Consider the following 19,914-nt stretch of genomic DNA (forward strand, 5'->3'; position numbering starts at 1 on the left):
GCGAGATCCTTGGTCAGGAAGCCAGCGCCGAGAGCACCGCGGCGACGACGAGACCGAAGCCAGTGCCGAGGATATAACCGAGCAGGGCGAGCAGGACGCCCACCGGCACCAGCGACCGCGAATACGTGGCCGCCAGTACCGGGGTGGCGGCCACGCCACCGATATGGGCCAGCGAGGAAATGCCGCAGAGATACAGGTCGAAGTGGAAGAGGCGCGCGGCAAGGCTGAGAAGTACGGCATGCAGCGCGATCACCGTGACTCCCGCCAGCAAGTAGAGGGGGGCGGCGGCTATGCCGGCGAAGCTGCTTTGCGAGGCTAGCACGGCCACCACCGAGATCAGCATCGCACTCGAGACAACCAGCGCGCCGGGCAGACGGGCTAGCGGCGTATGCGCGGCGAGAAGCCCGGTCACCGTCGCGATGAGGATCGTCCATGTCGTCGGCGACACCATGCTGCCCACCGGCAGCTTCGCGCCGAGCACCGCGGACACGGCCGAGACCAGGAGGGCGAGACCCAGCCAGAGCAACACGCTGTCGGACGTGGCGGGTGCGCGGACCGCTGTCTCCGCCACGGTCAGGCTCGCGCTGGATTGTGCCCGTGTCCAACGATTGAAGGCGGGTGCCAATCGTGCCACCGCGAACAGCACCACCACCCACATCGAATAACACAGGGCGTCGGTGAGCAGCGTGGTCGCCAGTGACGTATCCGACATGCCGATGGCCTGCTTCACCGCGATCATGTTCGCCGTGCCGCCCATCCAGCTGCCCGACAACGAGGCCAGCGGCATCCATCCGGCCCCCGGCATCCAGCGACGGTAGATCAGGAAGGTGAGCACGAAGGCGATGAACAGGCTGATCGAGGTGCAGACAAAGACGCCGAGCACGCGCGGCCCCAGCGCGAGGATGGCGCGAAGGTCGCAGTTGATCATCAGCAGGAAGAGCAGGGCCGGCACCAGCCGGGCGACGAGCATGTTCTGCGCCGCGTGGATCTCGGGCGAGGCGGTCCAGAAGCCGGCGACGGACAAGGCCGTCACGGTGAGGTAGGTGAGGACGATGGGCGGAAGGATCTCGAATACCTTCCAGCCGAAACGCCGTTCGATCGCGGGCCAGAAGCCTGCGGCAAGCAGCATCACGGCCAGGTAAGGCCAAACCGACTGGATCACGCGTCCCCTCCCCGGGTGGTGTCGCGACGGTCGTCAGGAATATCTATTCCTAACGAAGTAGCCTGAAGCATAAATTATTGACCGCGCTTTGCAAGCATGTTACACAGCCCTGACGCACGTCCACCCACCACGGTTGCATCGGGGATACCGAACGGTGAAAGCGGCCCTACGAAACGCGATGATTCGCCCGGCGCTGGCGGCGTGCCTGCTCGCCTCGCTGGGCTCCATTCCCATGGTGGAGGCCCGCCCGGCCCCCGATGCTCCGCCGACCCAGATGGGAGCCGACCCTGTCGGCGATGCCCCCTCAAGGCAAATAGACGCCGGTCACTTCAAAACCGCCGAAGCCCTCATCGCCAAGGCCCTCGCCCAACCCGGCCTGGCCCCCGCGCAACGCGACACCCTGCTGTTCCAGCGCGAACGCATGCGCCGAATCCTGCTCGATTTCACCCTCGACGCCGATGCGGTGAAGACCCGCCTGCGCAAGCAGATCCCCGATCTGACCGACGCCGAATTCGTGAAGTGGGACGACGCCGGCCTGCTCGAAAAGCAGGTGATCGACGGCCGGACGTTGTACTTCAAGCGTTCGCCAGGAAATCTGTTCCGGATCAGCGCCGAGGCGCGCGCGCGGCGCAAGGAACAGACGCCCTTCGACGACGGCCCGAACGAAGTCCTCAACGACCACCACCGCGCCGTGCGCGCGGCCGCGTTGGCCAATCACGCCAGCAGCGTGCTGCCGCGCCGCGAGAGCGTCACCCAGGTGCTCACGGTGAAAGCCGGCGCGGTGCCCGCGGGCGAAACGATCCGTGCCTGGATTCCCTATCCGCGCGCCATCGCGGGCCAGCAGGAAGACATCCGGCTCACCGGCAGCGAACCGGCCAAGGCCGCTATCGCTCCCGAGTCGAGCCTCCAGCGCACGGCTTACCTCGAGAAGAAGGCCGAGGCGGGCAAACCCACGGAATTCTCGATCACCTACGAGGTGACCCTCTACGCGCGCTACGTCGACATCGATCCGGCGAAGGTGACGCGGACGCCGATCACCCCGGCGTTGGCGCCTTATGTCGCCGAGCGCGCGCCGCACATCGTCTTCACCGACGCCATGCGCGCGTATTCGAAGCGCGTGGTTGGCAACGAGACCGATCCCTACCGTATCGCGCGGAAGCTATTCGCCGCCGTGGATACGATTCCCTGGGCGGGTGCGCGGGAATACTCCACGATTTCGAACATCGGCGACTACACGCTGCATGCCGGTCACGGCGATTGCGGTGAGCAGACCCTGCTGCTGATGACCTTGCTGCGCCTCAACGGGATACCGGCGCGCTGGCAGTCGGGCTGGATCTTCTCCGACGGGAAGTACAACAACATCCACGACTGGGGGCAGGTGTACCTGGCCCCGTATGGATGGGTACCGATGGACGTGACCTTCGGCCGCCTGCTGGCCGGAGCGGACGCGAAGCCGGGCGACGACGCGCTCGAGTGGTTCTACCTCGGCGGCCTGGATGCCTATCGCATCGCCTTCAACGACGACTATACGCAGCCGTTCACGCCGCCGAAGACCTTCTTCCGTTCGGAGACGGTCGACTCGCAGCGCGGTGAAGTCGAGTGGAAGGGCGGCAACCTGTATTTCGACCAGTGGGATTACGACTTCCGGTGGCACCGTGTCGATACACCGCGCGGGGGCGGTGGCACGGCGCCCTGACCGGGTAACGCACGACAACCCGAAACATCATCTTATGGGAGTGGGGAGATGGGGGACACGAAGACGAACCGGCGCATGTTGCGTCACGGCGCCTTGTGCATGGCGATCGGCCTGGGCCTTGCCATGTCCGGCGGCGCCTCCGCCGCGAATACCGACGGTACGATCGTCGGCCGTACCAAGGCGGGCGCGACCGTTACCGCGCGCGATCCTGCCACCGGGCTGACGCGCACGGTAACCGCCGACGACGCGGGCAACTTTCGCCTGCCGTACCTGCCGGTCGGTCATTACCAGGTGGACAGCAGCAAGGATGGCAAGCCGGTGGCGGCCACCACGGACGTGACGGTGAGCCTCGGTAACGCCACCACGGTGAACCTCGTGGAACGCGGCGCGACGGGCACCACCGAACTCGAAGGCGTGCAGGTGAGCGCGCCGGTCGTCATCTCCGCCGTGGACGTCAGCTCGACCGAGACCGCGACGAATATCAGCCGCGAGGAAATCCGCCGCCTGCCCGTGGACCAGAACGTGCAGTCGGTGGCCTTGCTGGCCCCCGGCGTGAACAAGGGTAACGCCGGCTTTGGCGGCATCTCGTTCGGCGGTTCGTCGGTGGCCGAGAACTCGTTCTACGTGAACGGCCTCAATGTCACCGACTTCTACAATCGCAACGGCTTCTCCGAGGCGCCGTTCGCGTTCTACCAGGAATTTCAGGTCAAGACCGGCGGTTATTCCGTCGAATTCGGCCGCACCACCGGCGGCGTCGTGAACGCCGTGACCCGCTCGGGCACGAACGAGTTCAAGGCCGGCGCGGAGATGACCTTCGAGGCCAGTGACTGGCAGGCGACGACGAAGAACCGCTACTGGGACGGCGAGCGCTACATCACCTCGTCCGAAGACCACTACTCGCGTACGAAGATGAACGTGTACGCGTCCGGCCCGATCGTGAAGGACAAGCTGTTCTTCTTCGCGATGTACGAGGCGCGTGGATATACGCCGCAGAACACCGACAACCTCGGCACCGTGCTCACCCAGAACGACACCGACTCCGGTTTCTGGGGCGCCAAGATCGACTGGCACATCAACGACAGGAACCTGTTCGAGTTCATGGCGTTCTCCGACAAGGACAAGAACGTCGGCTCCGTCTACAACTACGATTTCGCCACGCACACCAAGAGCGACAAGAACGACGAGATCTACAGCGACACCGGCGGCCGCAACTGGAACGGCACCTTCACCAGCTACCTCGTCGACAACCTTTCGATGAAGCTGATGTATGGCCGCAACGAACGCGAGGATTTCACCCGCGCCCAGTCCGATATCGACTGCAACCCGGTGGCCAAGGTCTCGGCGGTGCCGGGGCCGGGCGTCCCATTGGGCTGTAGCACCAGCACCGCGGTGATCAAGCGCAACGATACGCGCAAGCAGGGCCGCGCCGACTTCGAATGGACGCTGGGCGACCATCTGGTCCGTTTCGGCTACGACCACGAGGTGGACACGTCCGACTATTCGCGTCATTACCCCGGCCCGGGCGCGTACTACTACAACATCTACTCCACGACGCCGGGGGCCACCATCGAGAATGGCGGTGTGGTGCCAGCGGGCTACAACGCCTACGTGCGTGCGCGCCGCTACGAGATCGCGGGTACCTTCGAGACGACCAACAACGCCTTCTATCTCGAGGACAACTGGAACATCACGCCGGACTTCCTGCTGAACGCGGGCCTGCGCCGTGACGCCTTCGACAACAAGACGGGCGAAGGTTCCAGCTACATCAAGATGGACAATATGATCGCGCCGCGCCTGGGCTTCTCCTGGGATCTGAAGGGCGACGGCACGACCAAGATCTTCGGCAACCTCGGTCGGTATTACCTGCCCGTGGCCAACGTGATCAACATCAAGCAGGCCGGCGGCCTGCTCGACCAGCGCACCTACTACGCCTTCGACGGTTACCAGATCCTCGATCGCAATGGCTCGCCCTACGCGTTGCCCATCCTCGGTCCGCAGATCGGTGCGGTGGACGATTCGCAGGGTAACGGCACGGTGGGCGACCTGCGTGCCGAGGTCGACAAGAACATGGATTCCGTTTACCAGGACGAAGCCATCCTCGGCTTCCAGCAGGCGATCACTGACAAATGGTCGTGGGGCGTGAGCGGTACCTACCGGAAGCTGCACAATGCCATCGACGACATGGAGATCAGTGCCACGCCGCAGTGCGGGGGCGATGGCTACATCGGCTACGTGATGGGCAATCCGGGCCGCAAGCTCACCGTGTACGGCGACATCAACTGCGACGGCACGCCCGATGGCTACATCGATATCGACACGTCCAAGCAGGGCTGGGCGATGTACGACGCCGACGGCAACTACCTCGGTCAGCGTGGCTGGAAGAAGCCCCGGCGCTCGTTCGGCTCGCTGGAGTTCCAGGTCGACCGCGCGTGGGACGAAAAGTGGATGTTCAACGCCTCGTACGTGCTTTCGTGGAGCCGGGGCAATGCCGAAGGACCGGTGAACTCCGATACCAACTTCGACGACACGGGCCGTACCGAGAACTTCGACGACCCATGGGTGAACCTGTCCGGCGGTTACCTGCCCAACGATCATCGCCACCAGTTCAAGGTCCGCGGCACCTACGCGATCAACAAGCAGTGGCAGGTGGGCGCCGACCTCACCGCTCTCTCGGGCAGTCCGATCACCGGCTACGGCGTGGGCAACCCTTATGACGCCACCGTGTACCACAGCTATTTCATCTGCGTGGAGAACTGCGCCGACCCGGTATCGGAGAACCGCGTGTACCAGCGCTCGCCGCGCGGCGAGGACCGTACGCCCTGGACCTTCAATCTCAACGCCAGCATCACCTACCTGCTGCCGCTGGACGAGAAGAACAATCTGCGCGTGAAGTTCGCCGTATACAACCTGCTCAATCAGCAGCGCACGCTCGGCGTCGACCAGGACCTGCAGACGTCGGTCGGAGGACTGAACCCCACGTACCTGCAACCCCAGCGCTTCCAGTCGCCCCGGTTCGGCCAGCTGACTGTCTCCCTGGACTTCTAAAGTCCCTTGCAAGGCGCCCCTTGGCCGGGGCGCCTCTTTTTTCGGGAGGCACCGATGAAACGTACCCTTTCCCTTGCCCTTCTGTTCTGCGTGGCGGCGCAGGCGCAGGATCATCCGCTTACCCTGGACACGCACGTCGACATTCCCCTGTCGTACATGCACGACCCGAAGTTCGACGCCGGCAAGGACGGCCCGCTCAAGGTGGACCTGCCGAAGATGCGCCGTGGCGGTCTCAATGCGGCGTTCTTCGTGATCTATGTGGAGCAGGGGCCGTTGACCCCGGCGGGGTACGCGAAGGCGGTGGCACAGGCGGCGCGCAAGTACGACGCCATCGACCTCATGCTGAAGCGGTATCCCGAGTGGATCCGGGCGGCGCGCACGCCGGCCGATGTCCGTGCGAACAAGGCCGCCGGGCGCTTGTCGGCCATGATCGGCATCGAGAACGGCTATTCACTCGGGCACGACCTGAAGCGCCTGGACGCGGCCTATGCACGCGGAGCGCGCTACATCGGGCTGGCGCACGTCGGTAACAACGATCTCTGCGGCAGTTCGTTGCCTCGCAAGGAGCTTGGCGACAAGGTGGACGGCAACCTCGGCCTGACCGATTTCGGCCGGCGGGTGGTGACGCGGGCCAATGCGCTGGGGATGATGGTGGACGTGTCGCATGCGTCGGACGCCTGCGTGCGCGACGTCCTCGCGCTGTCGAAGGCGCCGATCATCGCGTCGCATTCGTCGTCACGGGCCATCACCGACCATCCTCGCAACCTTCCGGACGATCTCCTTAGGGCTATCGCCGCGAAGGGCGGTGTCGTCCAGGCCGTGGCGTACAAGGAGTTCCTGAAGAAGGATCCGGAGCGCGCGGCCGCCGAGAAGGCCTTGCAGACGCGGGTGGCACGCGAGGCGGGCGACAAGGAGTACGACAGTGAAAAGCATGACTACCTGCCGTCGTATATCGAGGGCATGAAGGCGATCCAGCGTGAGCATCCGCTCGCCACGCTGGACGATTTCCTCGACCACATCCAGCACATGGTCAAGGTGGCGGGCGTCGATCACGTGGGCATTGCCTCGGACTTCGACGGTGGCGGCGAGATCACCGGGTGGATGGACGCTTCCGAGACGCATAACGTCACCACCGCGCTCGCACGCCGTGGTTTCTCCGAAGAAGACATCGCCAAGCTGTGGGGTGGCAACCTGCTGCGCGTTTGGGCCGCCGACGAGGCCGTTTCGACCGGATCACTCGACGCGCTCGTCGACGAGGCGATGTCGCGTTATCGCATTCCCGGCATCGCGGTGGGCGTGATCGACGGCGGTACGGTGGTCTACACGCGCACGGCGGGAGAACTCGTCGCCGGTTCGGGCCACAAGGTGGACGAGCGGACCCTGTTCAAGATCGCCTCGAACAGCAAGGCCATGACCACGGCGTTGCTGGCGCGCCTGGTCGCGGCAGGCAAGCTGCGTTGGGACGATCCGGTGACGAAGTACCTGCCGGGTTTCCGCATGAACGATCCGTGGGTCACCCGCGAAATCCAGGTGCGCGACCTGCTGATCCACAACAGCGGCCTGCGCGAAGGCGCGGGTGACCTGATGCTCTGGCCGGAACCGAACGACTTCACGCGCAAGGACATCCTGGCCGGCCTCGCCTACCTGAAGCCGGAACACAGCTTCCGTTCGCGCTACGCCTACGACAACCTCCTTTACGTGGTGGCGGGCGAGGTGGCCGCGGCGGCCGGCGGCGCCCCGTACGAAGCGCTTTTGCGCCGCGAGGTATTCGAGCCGCTGGGGCTCTCCCGCTGCCAGGTCGGCCGCTGGTCGCGCGATGGCGTGGGGAATGTCGCCCAACCGCATCGGCAAGGGGAGCACGGTAACGAAGTGGTGAACGGCGATCCGGCGACGGTTCCCGCGATCACCTCCGCCGCCGCGGGCGGCGTGCGCTGCGACCTCGACGACATGCTCCGCTGGGCCGGCAACTGGCTGACGCCCGATGCGGCGCAACGGGCATGGCTGGACGCCGCGCATCGCGAACCCCTTTGGTCGATCCAGAATCCGATGCCGGTGGGTAAGCGCCGGAAGGCCTGGAACGACACGCATCTTTATGGCTACGGCTATGGCTGGCGTCTGGCTGACGTGGATGGGCAATGGAGCGTTTCGCACACGGGGACGCTCTCCGGCATGTATTCGACGGTGAGCCTCTTACCTGAGCGGCGCAGCGGATTCGTGATCCTCATGAACGGCGGGAGCGAGGACGCCCGCGATGCACTGGCCGCGGTCTTGCTCAAGCGGTTCACGGCCCCTGGTGAAGCGCATACGGTGGGCGAGTACGCCGACCGCATCGCCGCCGAGTCGTCCGCCCCGGGCGCTTCGCGTGCACCGGACACATCGTCGCGCGTGACCGCCTCCACCGGCGAAGTGGGCGGCTTGCTCGGTGTCTGGCGCGATCCGTGGTTCGGCGAGGTCAGCATCTGCCCCGGCAAAGAGGGCGTGCGCTTCGCCGCGGCCCGCTCTCCGGTCATGACCGGTATGCTCGAACGCGTGGGTACGCGTTACCTCGTACAGTGGACCAGTCCCCGCATGGACGCCGAGCCATGGCTGGATCTTTCCACGCCGGACCAGTTGCGCCTGACCAAGGTCGATCCCGATGCCGATTTCAGCAACGACTACGAAGACCTGGCCTTTACTCGCGTGCGTGCTTGTCCTTAGCGCGCACGCCGCCGAGCCCCCGCCGCCGGGGGTGTCCCCGGCGCGCACGCCGCACCAGGCGGGACTCACCGACATACGCGCGTTGGTGCCCGATATCGCCGAGGACATCCATTACGCGGGAAACGACAACTTCACCGGTGCGCCGGTGGATGGCTACCGGTCGCCGAAATGTTTCCTGCGCACGGCCGCCGCCGAGGCGCTGGCACGGGTGGAGATGCATCTGCGTGGGGAGGGGCTGCGCCTGCGTATCTGGGACTGCTATCGGCCGGCACGCGCCGTCGCGGCCTTCGTGCGCTGGGCGGGTGATCCCGGCGATACACGGACGAAGGCCGCGCATTACCCAAATCTGGGCAAGGACAAGCTGCTGGGCGAATACATCGCGCCTGTTTCCGGCCATAGCCGTGGCGCCACCGTCGACCTGACGCTGATGCAATGCGAAGGAACGCGTTGCGTGCCGCTGAACATGGGCACGGACTTCGACTTTTTCGATCCGCGTGCGCATACCGACTACCCGGGCATCACCACCGAACAACGTGCGAACCGCCAGCGCCTGCTGCGTGCGATGGCGGCGGAAGGTTTCGTCAATTACCCGCAAGAGTGGTGGCATTACTCGTTGCCTTCCGCCGCGTCCGCCGACACCATCTACGACGTTCCCGTGGAGTGAGCATGCGTTTCGCCGTATCGCTGGCCCTTTGTGTCTTCCTCGCCGGGTGTGTCGCGTCGCCATCGCGTGACGTGGCGTTGGACGTATTGATGAAGCGTTACGACGGCGATGGGCCTGGCGCTTCGCTGTTGGTGATACGCGACGGCGTGCCCGTCGTCCGGAGGGGCTATGGGTTCGCCGACCTGGAAGGCCACGTGCCGGCCTCGCCGCAAACGAACTATCGCCTGGCCTCGGTGAGCAAGCAGTTCACGGCGGCGGCGATCCTCCTGCTTGCGCAGGATGGCAAGCTATCGCTGGACGACCGCGCCCGCCGCTGGCTGCCCACGTTGCCCGCCGCGGCCGATGCGATCACCATCCGCCAGTTGCTGAGCCACCAGGGTGGGCTGATCGATTACGAGGACATCATGCCCGCCGACACACGGGTGCCGCTGCGCGACAGGGACGTGCTCGGCCTGCTCGCCAGGACCGATCATCTCTATTTCACGCCCGGCACGTCGTACCGATACAGCAACGGCGGTTACGCGATGCTCGCGCTGATCGTGGAGAAGGCCTCGGGCAAACCGTTCCAGGATTTCCTTCGCGAGCGCATCTTCCTGCCATTGGGCATGACGAACACCCTGGCCTATGTGCGGGAAGGGCCGGCCGTGGCGCACCGCGCCTTCGGGTACAGCAAAGAGGGCGGGCATTGGGTGCGCACCGACCAGAGCATGACCAGTTCGGTGCTGGGAGACGGCGGGATCTATTCCTCCATCGACGACCTGGCGCGTTGGGACGCCGCGCTCTACGACGACCGGCTCCTGAGCGACGCATCGCGCAGGGCCGCCTTCACGCCCTGGACACCCACCGACGATCCCATGGTGCGGTACGGCTACGGCTGGCGGATCACCGGCGAAACGCTTTGGCATTCGGGCGAGACCATCGGCTTCCGCAATGTGATCGTGCGATATCCAAGAAGTCACCTCACCGTGATCCTGCTGACCAACCGCAACGACCCCGAGCCGTACAAGACGGCGGTGCACATCGCGAACCTCTACCTATAGCATGTCCTATCATAGGCAGTCCCCCCGCGACCGCACGGATCCCCGATGTCCACGTTCCGCTTCGCCCTGGCCCAGTACGACTTCCCGGTAGGCGCCACCGCCCAGAACGCCCGGCGCGTGAAGGCACTGGCCGAGGAAGCGCGGGATCGCCTCGGTGCTTCGCTGGTCGTCTTTCCCGAACTGACCCTCTCCGGCTACCCACCCGAAGACCTGCTCCAGCGCCCGAGTTTCCTTCAGGCCTGCGGGCGCGAACTCGCGGCGCTCGCGCCGGAGATCCGCGGTATTTCGGCCGTCGTGGGCCATCCCGAAACGCGCGGTGAAGTCTTCAACGCGGCCTCGCTGATCCGCGAAGGCAAGGTCGAGTGGACCTACCACAAGCAGGCCTTGCCCAATTACACCGTCTTCGACGAAAAGCGCTATTTCCAGCATGGCCGGGCCACGCGGGTTTTCGTGATCGAGGGCGTGCGCGTGGGCATGCTCATCTGCGAGGACATCTGGGAGGCCGAACCCGCCGCCCATGCCGCGCAGGCGGGGGCGGAACTCATCCTGGTGATCAATGCCTCGCCCTACGACCGCCGGCAGGCGGCCACGCGCGAGGAATTGCTGCGCCAGCGGGCCACGGAAAACGGGGTGCCCATCGCCTACGTGAACCTGGTCGGCGGCCAGGACGACCTGCTGTTCGATGGCCATTCCTTGCTCGTGCAGTCCGACGGCGAAGTGGTCGCCCGCGCGCCGTCGTTCGAGGAAATGATGCTCACGGTGGAATACGACACCGGGACGAAGCGTCTCGCCGCGATCGACTGGCCCGCACAGGACACGCGCTCGCCGGAAGCGATCATGTACGCGGGACTCGTGCGTGGCGTGCGTGACTACATCGGCAAGAACGGCTTTTCCGGCGTGCTGCTGGGGCTGTCCGGCGGCATCGATTCGGCGCTCACGCTGGCGCTCGCCGTGGACGCGCTCGGCAAGGACAAGGTCACGGCCGTGATGATGCCCACGGTGTACACGTCGGACCTGTCGTTGCGCGAAGCGAAGGCGCAGGCGGAACACCTGGGCGTCGAGTATCACGTGTTGCCGATCGAGAGGATCTACGAGGCCTTCACCGGCACGTTGGCGCCGGTGTTCGAAGGGCGCGGGCCGGACATCACCGAGGAAAACCTGCAATCGCGTGCGCGCGGCGTGCTGCTGATGGCGATGTCGAACAAGACCGGCAAACTGTTGCTGTCCACGGGTAACAAGAGCGAGATGGCGGTCGGTTACGCCACCCTCTATGGCGACATGTGCGGCGCCTACGCGCCACTCAAGGATGTCTACAAGACCACCGTCTACAGCCTCTCGCGCTGGCGTGCGGCCATCGACGGTGCGATCCCGATGGCGGTCATCGACCGCCCGCCGTCCGCCGAACTGCGCCACGAGCAGACCGACCAGGATTCCCTGCCGCCATACGACGAGCTCGATGCCATCCTCGAGCACTTCATCGAGGGCGAGGCCTCGGCGGAGGACATCATCGCCGCCGGCCACGATGACGCGACGGTACGCCGGGTGATCCGCATGGTCTTCATCAACGAGTTCAAGCGCCGCCAGGCGGCGCCGGGACCCCGCGTGACCACGAAAGCCTTCGGCCGCGAACGCCGCTACCCGATCACCTCCGGCTGGCGCTGATCCCCATCTCGATCGCTGTCGTGGACTCAGCGGTTGTGGGAGCCGATCTTGTCGGCGATGGGTGCTTGCGATGAACTGGCCCGCTGCCGCGGGATCGCCGACAAGGTCGGCTCCCACAAACAGCTGGCTCCACCGGAAGGTCGGCTCCCGCCAGGGCCGGGCTCCTACGAGAGCCGGGCCTTTCGCGGGAACGAAAAAGCCGGCTTGCGCCGGCTTTTTCGTCGAACCGAACCTCGAAAAGGTCAGTGGTGACCCGAGAACGGGATCGCCTTGCGCCAGATCGAAGGGTGGTGCGGCCAGTTCGGGTCCGTGAGGTACGGGTGGTCCGGGTAGTTCAGGGCCAGCACCTGGCGGGTCTGGTCGGCCAGCGGCTTGCGGTCCAGGGCGATGTAGCTGCGCGTGAGGATGGCCAGCGCGTCGGCGGTTTCCGGCGACTGCTGGTAGTGCTCGATCACGTACTGGGCGCGGTCGGCCGAGGCGATGTACGCCTTCGTGCGCAGGTAGTACTCCGCCACGTTGACCTCGAAACGGGCCAGCTGGTTGCGCAGGAAGATCATGCGCTGGCGGGCGTCGGTGGCATAGGCGCTGTTGGGATAACGCCGGGTCAGCTGGCTGAAATCGTCGAACGCGGTGAGGTTGAAACCCTGGTCGCGGCGGGTGGAAGCGCTGTTGCCACGCTGCAGGTAACGCTCGATCAGGCCGCCGGTTCGGTCGAAATTGATCAGACCGCGCAGGTAATAGGCATAATCAGCATGCTTATGGGTCGGAAACGTCTTGATGAAGCGGTTGATCGTCGAGTAAGCGTCGTCCGGTTTGTTGTCTTTGTACTGCGCGTACGCGAGTTCGATCTGGGACTGCTCGTTGATGTCGCCCGACGGGAACCGAGCGATGAGGCGTTCATATGCCTTTTCCGCCGCGGCGTAGTCGGAATGCTCCAGCGAGTCGTGGGCAGTGACATAGAGCCGGTCGACCGGCATCGTGTCGATCGTCTCCTTCTTGCTGCGGAACATCGAGCAGGCGCTCATCGACAGGGCGAGGACGAGCAGAATGGTGATCTTGGTTGCACGCATTGAGAGAGTTCGGATGCTTGAGCGAAAGGGCATGATAGCCGAAACCGGCCGTGGGCCGGGCGGGGCGGTATGACGACGGTCAGACACGAGGCCACCGTGCCGGTGGCGGCGGCGGGTCGGCGTTTCGACCAGTCCCTGGCCGAGATGTTCCCCGATTACTCCCGATCCCGCCTCACGGGCTGGATCAAGGAGGGCAAGGTCCTGCTGGACGGGGCCCGGGTGGCCCCGCGCCACCTGCTCCGGGGGGGCGAGCGGGTGGAACTCGAGGCCGAGCTGGAGACCGAGGTGGATGCCCAGCCCGAGGACATCGCGCTGGATATCCGCTACGAGGACGGCGACCTCATGGTGGTGGACAAGCCCATGGGGCTGGTCGTCCATCCCGGGGCGGGCAACGCCGCCGGGACCATGCTCAACGCCTTGCTGCACCACAATCCGGCCCAAGCGGAGTTGCCGCGAGGCGGTATCGTCCACCGGCTGGACAAGGACACCGCCGGCCTGATGGTGGTGGCCAAGAGCATCGCGGCGCATACGGCGCTCGTGGCGATGCTGTCCCGGCATGACGTGCACCGGCAGTACGAGGCCGTGGTGCTGGGCACCATGGTGGCTGGCGGCACCGTCGACCAGCCCATCGGGCGGCACCAGCACGACCGCCTGAAGCAGGGCGTGCGCGACGTGGAGGACGGCGGCAAGGAGGCGATCACCCACTATCGCGTGCGCGAGCGTTTCCGCGCGCACAGCGTGATCCAGTGCAACCTGGAGACGGGCCGCACCCACCAGATTCGTGTGCACATGGCCCATCTCGGCCATCCGCTGGTCGGCGACCAGCTCTACGGCAACGGGCTGCGCCTGCCGCGTGGCGCCAGCCAGGAGCTGATCGACGCGCTGCGCGGCTTCCGCCGCCAGGCCCTGCACGCCGAGAAGCTGGCCTTCGAGCACCCCGTGACGGGGGAATACCTCGAGTTCGACTCGCCGCGTCCGGCCGACCAGGAGGCGCTGATCGAGGCGCTTCGCGCCGATACCGCGCTGCATCCGATCGAGGATTGAGCGTGGAGCGCGCCTGGATCGTCCCGGACTGGAAGGCCCCGGCTCACGTGCATGCCGCCGTATCCACGCGGCAGGGGCCGGGCATTTCCCAGCCACCGTACGACCGGCTGAACCTCGGACTGCGCTCGGGCGACGATCCCGCCGCGGTCGTGTCGAACCGGGAAGCCCTGGCGGCGGCCCTGGACCTGCCCGGACCGCCGTTGTGGCTGCGCCAGGTGCATGGCACCGAAGTGGCCGACGCTGGCGTGGAGGGTGACGACGAACCGGTGGCCGACGCCGCCGTGGCGCACGGACCGGGCAAGGTGCTGGCGATCCTCACCGCGGATTGCCTGCCGGTCCTGTTCGCCAGCGCCGATGGCGGCACGATCGGCGCGGCGCATGCTGGCTGGCGGGGGCTTGCCGCCGGCGTGCTGGAGAACACCGTGGCACGGATGGGCGTGCCCGCCGATTCCGTCCTCGCGTGGCTGGGCCCGGCCATCGGCGGCCCGTCCTACGAAGTAGGCGCGGAGGTGCGTGCGGCCTTCGTCGAGGGCGACCCGGGCGCGGAGGAGGCCTTTGCGCCGACACGGCCGGGACATTGGTTGTGCGACTTGTACGTGCTGGCGAGGCGGCGGCTGGCCGCTATCGGGGTGACACGGATTTCCGGCGGCGGTTTCGATACCTACCGCGACGAACGGCTTTATTCGTACCGGCGGGACGGCGCGGTCAGCGGACGGTTCGCTTCGCTGATCTGGACGCGCTGACGCGGCTCAAGGCGCCGTCATCGGCGACGGCACGTAGATCTCGGGCTTGACCCGCGGCGGTTCCGTCAGCGCATGCAGGAACGCATTGCGCCATGCGGTGATGTCGTTCCGCTCGAGCACATCCATCATGGACTGCCAACGCATGCGCCGTTCCTTCTGCGGCATCTCCAGTGCGCGTTTCAGCGCCTCGGACACCTCGTCCAGGTCGGAAGGGTTCACCAGCAATGCCGCATCCAGTTCCTGCGCCGCACCCGCGAAGCGGGACAGCACGAGCACGCCGGGATCTTGCGGGTCCTGGCAGGCGACGTATTCCTTCGCGACGAGGTTCATGCCGTCGCGAAGCGGCGTGACCAGGCCGACCTTGGCCACGCGGAAGTAACCCGCCAACACCTTGTGCGCGAACGACTTGTTCACGTAACGGATCGGTACCCAGTCCGGCTCGGCGTACTGCCCGTTGATGTGGCCCGCGCTGCGTTCGAGCTCACGTCGCAGCGAGCGGTATTCCGGCACGTCGGAACGCGATGGCGGTGCGATCTGTAACAGCGAGACACGGCCGCGCATCTCCTTGTGGTCGCGCAGCAGGCGGGCGAATCCCTCGAAACGCTCGGGCAGGCCTTTGGAATAGTCGAGGCGGTCCACGCCGATGATCAGTGCGCGGTCGTCGATCGAGGCCCTGAGCTTGGCGACCGCTCCGCTATCCTCGGCGCGGTGCGCGAGTTCGACGGCCTCGGCCGTATCGATGCTGATCGGGAACACGCCGGCACGGAAGATCCGTCCGTTGGCGGCGCGGATGCGGCCGCCCGTGCGCATGGCGGCGCCCAGTTCATGCAGGAAGTAATCCTCCAGCGCGCGCAGGTCGCGCTGGGTGTGCAGGCCCACGAGGTCGTACGAGGCCAGCGGCTCGAGCAGTTCACGGTGCCGGGGCAGGGTGATCAACAGGCCGGCCGCGGGCAGGGGCGTGTGCAGGAAGAAGCCGATCTTGTTCTCGACACCGAGTTCGCGAAGCATCGCCGCGAGCGGAATCAGGTGGTAATCGTGGACCCAGACGATGTCGTCTTTCCGGATCAGCTTCGCCACGCGCTTGGCGAAGACGCGGTTGACCCTCAGGTAGCCTTCCAGGTGGTCGCGCCGGTAATCGACGAGATCGCCCCGATAGTGGAACAGGGGCCACAAGGCACGGTTGGCGAAGCCGCTGTAGTAGTCGTCATGGTCCGCCTTGGACATGTCGATGGTCGCGTAGCTGATGTTTCCGTCCTGGACCTCGTGCACTTCCTTGCCCGTCTCGGCGGCGAGGTTGCCGCTCCATCCGAACCACAGTCCTCCCATTTCCTGCAGCGCCGCGTTCATGGCGGACGCGAGGCCGCCGGTTTGCGTCTGCTTGGGCAGTGCCACGCGGTTCGATATGACAACTAGTCGGCTCATCGTGCCCTTGCGGCTCCTTGCGTCAGCGTGGCGTTCACGGAATCCAGCCAAGCATGGACGGCAGCCGGGCTAGGCAATGTGAACGTGGCGTGCGAAGGCGTCCGTGTGCCGACGCGAACGGATGCGCCGCCGCGTTCGTTGACCACGGCGAAGGCGTGTTCGTCGGTGAGGTCGTCACCCAGGTAGACCGGCGTGCGGCCGCGGAAGGGCGGTGTATCGAGGAAGCCGGCCACGGCCACGCCCTTGTCCATTCCCTTCGGTTTGAATTCGTAGACGTAGCTGCCTGGCTGCAGTTCGAACGCCGGAAAACGCGCGGCGATGGCCGGTGCGATCCGGTCCAGCTCGTCCTCCCGCTCGGGGTGCTCGCGGCAATGCAGCGCCACCGACCAGCTCTTGTCTTCCACGCGTACGCCCGGCAGGGCGGAGGCGATGTCGTGGACGACGTAGCGCAGCCGGGCCAGTTCCTCGGTGTCGACGGGGATCGTGGTGGTGTGGCCTTCGCCATCCCGCCGTTCGAGTCCATGCTGCCCGGCGGCGGCCCATGCCGTCCTGTCGAAGATGCGGTCGAGGCCGGCGATGGCGCGGCCGCTGACCAGGGCCATCGCGCCGCCGAGCACGCGATGCAGCGTGTCCAGCGTGTCGAGCATCCCGGGTGGCACGAACACGCCGTCCGGGTCGTCGGCGAATGCCAGCAGGGTGCCGTCGGCATCGAGAAAGAGCGCCGTCCCCGGCGTGACGAGGTCGGCGGGGGGTGGGGGCAGGATGTCGCGGGCGGCTGTCACGGAAGCTCCATCTGGCAGCGATCTGGTCAGGATGCCCTCCGGGACGTGAAAAAAGTGATGGCCTGTTCCCCTTGCCGGCCGTTGAAGGCGCATGCTGGAACCCGCATCTGTCTGGTCAGAGGCGGTCGCGGGGAGGGCCCGGGGCGCGCCAATACCTTTGGGAGAAAACCTGATGCGGATGGACAAACTCACTTCGCGGTTCCAGCAAGCCCTGGCGGATGCCCAGTCGCTGGCCGTCGGCCGCGACAACAACATCCTCGAGCCGGTGCATGTGCTCGCCGCGCTGCTCGACCAGCAGGGCGGATCCACCGCGCCACTGCTGACCCAGGCGCAGGTCAACGTGCCCGCGCTGCGCCAGCGCATGGGCGAGATCCTCGATCGCCTTCCACGGGTCAGTGGCCAGGAAGGCAACATCAACCTGGGCAACGACCTCAATCGCCTGTTCAACCTCACCGACAAGCTCGCGCAGCAGCGTGGCGACCAGTTCATCGCCAGCGAGTTGTTCGTGCTGGCGGCGCTGGAGGACCGTGGCGAGGTCGGCGGCGCCTTGAAGGCGGCCGGCGCGACGAAGGAACGCATCGAGGCGGCCATCGACAAGCTGCGTGGCGGCGAGAAGGTACAGTCGGAGAACGCCGAGGAGCAGCGCCAGGCGCTGGAGAAGTACACCATCGACCTCACCGAGCGCGCCGAGGCCGGCAAACTCGATCCGGTGATCGGCCGCGACGAGGAAATCCGCCGCACGATCCAGGTACTGCAGCGGCGAACGAAGAACAACCCGGTGTTGATCGGTGAGCCCGGCGTGGGCAAGACCGCCATCGTCGAAGGCCTGGCGCAGCGCATCGTCAATGGCGAGGTGCCCGAGGGCCTGCGCGACAAGCGCGTGCTTTCGCTCGACATGGGGGCTCTTATCGCCGGGGCGAAATTCCGTGGCGAATTCGAGGAGCGCTTGAAAGCGGTGCTCAACGACCTGTCCAAGCAGGAAGGCCAGGTGATCCTCTTCATCGACGAGTTGCACACCATGGTCGGCGCCGGCAAGGCCGACGGCGCGATGGACGCGGGCAACATGCTGAAGCCCGCGCTGGCGCGTGGCGAACTGCACTGCATCGGTGCGACCACGCTCGACGAATACCGCAAGTACGTGGAGAAGGACGCCGCCCTCGAGCGCCGCTTCCAGAAGGTGTTCGTGGGCGAACCCAGCGTCGAGGACACGATCGCGATCCTGCGTGGCCTGAAGGAGCGCTACGCCGTGCATCATGGCGTGGAAATCACCGATCCGGCGATCGTCGCCGCGGCGACGCTTTCCGCCCGCTACATTCCGGACCGCCAGTTGCCCGACAAGGCCATCGACCTGATGGACGAGGCCGCGTCGCGCATCCGCATGGAAATCGATTCCAAGCCGGAGGAACTCGATCGGCTCGAACGACGGCTGATCCAGCTCAAGATCCAGCGCGAGATGCTGAAGAAAGAGCAGGACGATGAATCGAAGCAGCGCCTGGCGACGCTCGAGGCCGACATCGAGAAGCTGGACCGCGAGTTCTCCGACCTCAACGAGGTATGGAAGGCGGAAAAAGCCGCGCTGCAGGGCACCACGAAGATCAAGGAGCAGATCGAACAGGCCCGCCTGGAACTGGAAGCCGCCCAGCGCCGCCAGGATTATGGCGCGATGAGCGAGATCCAGTATGGCCGGCTGCCGGCGCTGGAAGCCCAGCTCGCTGCCGCGCAGAAGGCGGAGCAGCAGGACTTCACGCTCTTGCAGGATCGCGTCACCGCTGAGGAGATCGCCGAGGTGGTCGCGCGTTGGACCGGCATCCCCGTGGCGAAGATGCTCGAGGGTGAGCGCGAAAAACTCCTGCACATGGAAGACGCGCTGCATGCGCGCGTGGTCGGGCAGGACGAGGCGGTGCGTGCGGTGTCCGATGCGATCCGGCGCGCCCGCGCCGGGCTTTCCGATCCGAATCGTCCGTACGGCTCGTTCCTGTTCCTGGGCCCGACGGGCGTGGGCAAGACGGAGCTATGCAAGGCCCTTGCCGATTTCCTCTTCGATACGCAGGACGCGATGGTGCGCATCGACATGAGCGAGTTCATGGAGAAGCATTCCGTGAGCCGGCTGGTCGGCGCGCCTCCGGGCTACGTCGGGTACGAAGAGGGCGGTTACCTCACCGAGGCGGTGCGTCGTCGTCCTTACAGCGTGATCTTGCTCGACGAGGTGGAGAAGGCACACCCGGATGTCTTCAACATCCTGCTCCAGGTGCTCGACGATGGGCGCCTGACGGATGGGCAGGGCCGCACGGTGGACTTCCGGAACACGGTCATCGTGATGACCTCGAATCTCGGCTCGAACCTGATCCAGGAGCAGGCGGGCGATAGCGAGGCCGACTACCTGCAGATGAAGGCATCGGTGCTGGGCGTGGTGCAGGCGCACTTCCGCCCTGAGTTCATCAACCGCCTGGACGACCTCGTGGTGTTCCGGCCGCTGGACAAGAAGCAGATCCGTTCGATCGCGCGGATACAGCTGGATTACCTGGCAAAGCGGCTGGCCGATCGCCAGTTGTCGCTCGATATTACGGACAGGGCGTTGGACTTGCTGGGCAGTGCGGGTTTCGATCCGGTGTACGGTGCGCGTCCGCTCAAGCGGGCTATCCAGCAACAGCTGGAGAACCCGTTGGCGCAACGCATCCTGCAAGGTGCCTTCTCGCCGGGGCAGACCGTGCGTGTGGATTCGGACGGGAACCATCTGACGTTCGCGGCGGCCTGATATCGTCGACAGGGTCGGGGGGCCCCCCCCCCCCCCCGGCAGGGGGGGGCGGCCCCCGGCGGCGCGGGGTACCGCGCGGGGGGTGGCGCGCCCGCGGCGGGTGGCTCCCCCCCCCCGCCCCCGGCCCGCCCA

At 66.0% G+C, this 19,914-nt stretch carries 13 protein-coding genes; 9 read left to right on the forward strand and 4 right to left on the reverse strand.

What is annotated here, in order from left to right; all coding sequences use genetic code 11:
- Window positions 1-13: 13 nt before the first annotated feature.
- Window positions 14-1,162 (reverse strand): DUF819 domain-containing protein, encoded by a 1,149-nt coding sequence (locus J2T07_RS19030; protein ID WP_306852402.1) that lies wholly within the window; start codon window positions 1,160-1,162, stop codon window positions 14-16.
- A gap of 274 nt (window positions 1,163-1,436) precedes the next feature.
- On the opposite strand from J2T07_RS19030, the gene J2T07_RS19035 reads away from it, so the two are divergent.
- The 6 genes from J2T07_RS19035 to J2T07_RS19060 all read left to right on the forward strand — a co-directional run bounded on the left by J2T07_RS19035 (window position 1,437) and on the right by J2T07_RS19060 (window position 11,966).
- Window positions 1,437-2,858 (forward strand): transglutaminase-like domain-containing protein, encoded by a 1,422-nt coding sequence (locus J2T07_RS19035; protein ID WP_306852440.1) that lies wholly within the window; start codon window positions 1,437-1,439, stop codon window positions 2,856-2,858.
- A 75-nt stretch (window positions 2,859-2,933) separates the two neighbouring features.
- A complete protein-coding gene (locus J2T07_RS19040; protein ID WP_306852404.1) occupies window positions 2,934-5,903 on the forward strand; it encodes a TonB-dependent receptor in 2,970 nt (989 codons plus the stop codon).
- A 54-nt stretch (window positions 5,904-5,957) separates the two neighbouring features.
- Window positions 5,958-8,600, forward strand: coding sequence for a membrane dipeptidase (locus J2T07_RS19045; protein WP_306852406.1), 2,643 nt, complete (start codon window positions 5,958-5,960; stop codon window positions 8,598-8,600).
- Complete coding sequence (locus tag J2T07_RS19050; RefSeq protein WP_306852408.1) at window positions 8,539-9,264, forward strand: M15 family metallopeptidase; 726 nt, start codon at window positions 8,539-8,541, stop codon at window positions 9,262-9,264. Before J2T07_RS19045 ends, J2T07_RS19050 begins: the two co-directional genes overlap by 62 nt.
- A gap of 2 nt (window positions 9,265-9,266) precedes the next feature.
- Window positions 9,267-10,304, forward strand: coding sequence for a serine hydrolase domain-containing protein (locus tag J2T07_RS19055; RefSeq protein ID WP_306852410.1), 1,038 nt, complete (start codon window positions 9,267-9,269; stop codon window positions 10,302-10,304).
- Window positions 10,305-10,349: 45 nt separating this feature from the next.
- A complete protein-coding gene (locus J2T07_RS19060) occupies window positions 10,350-11,966 on the forward strand; it encodes an NAD+ synthase (protein ID WP_306852414.1) in 1,617 nt (538 codons plus the stop codon).
- 242 nt (window positions 11,967-12,208) lie between these two features.
- On the opposite strand, the gene J2T07_RS19065 is transcribed toward J2T07_RS19060, so the two are convergent.
- Window positions 12,209-13,036, reverse strand: coding sequence for an outer membrane protein assembly factor BamD (locus J2T07_RS19065; protein WP_306852417.1), 828 nt, complete (start codon window positions 13,034-13,036; stop codon window positions 12,209-12,211).
- 69 nt (window positions 13,037-13,105) lie between these two features.
- Between J2T07_RS19065 and rluD the strand changes: the two genes are divergently transcribed.
- Both rluD and pgeF read left to right on the forward strand, forming a co-directional pair.
- Window positions 13,106-14,080, forward strand: coding sequence for a 23S rRNA pseudouridine(1911/1915/1917) synthase RluD (rluD, locus tag J2T07_RS19070; RefSeq protein ID WP_306852420.1), 975 nt, complete (start codon window positions 13,106-13,108; stop codon window positions 14,078-14,080).
- 2 nt (window positions 14,081-14,082) lie between these two features.
- Entirely contained in the window at window positions 14,083-14,823 is a 741-nt protein-coding gene (gene pgeF, locus J2T07_RS19075) for a peptidoglycan editing factor PgeF (protein ID WP_306852423.1), read from the forward strand.
- 6 nt (window positions 14,824-14,829) lie between these two features.
- Here the strand turns inward: pgeF and otsA are convergent, their stop codons facing one another.
- Both otsA and otsB read right to left on the reverse strand, forming a co-directional pair.
- A complete protein-coding gene (gene otsA / locus J2T07_RS19080; protein WP_306852425.1) occupies window positions 14,830-16,245 on the reverse strand; it encodes an alpha,alpha-trehalose-phosphate synthase (UDP-forming) in 1,416 nt (471 codons plus the stop codon).
- The gene (gene otsB, locus J2T07_RS19085; protein WP_306852428.1) at window positions 16,242-17,027 is read right to left on the reverse strand and encodes a trehalose-phosphatase; all 786 of its coding nucleotides are present in this window, start codon (window positions 17,025-17,027) and stop codon (window positions 16,242-16,244) included. The genes otsA and otsB overlap by 4 nt, the downstream gene beginning before the upstream one ends.
- Before the next feature lie 172 nt (window positions 17,028-17,199).
- On the opposite strand from otsB, the gene clpB reads away from it, so the two are divergent.
- Window positions 17,200-19,782, forward strand: coding sequence for an ATP-dependent chaperone ClpB (gene clpB, locus J2T07_RS19090; RefSeq protein ID WP_306852430.1), 2,583 nt, complete (start codon window positions 17,200-17,202; stop codon window positions 19,780-19,782).
- The last annotated feature ends 132 nt before the right edge of the window (window positions 19,783-19,914 follow it).

Source organism: Luteibacter jiangsuensis, assembly GCF_030812295.1.
In the GTDB taxonomy this organism is placed as follows: domain Bacteria; phylum Pseudomonadota; class Gammaproteobacteria; order Xanthomonadales; family Rhodanobacteraceae; genus Luteibacter; species Luteibacter jiangsuensis_A.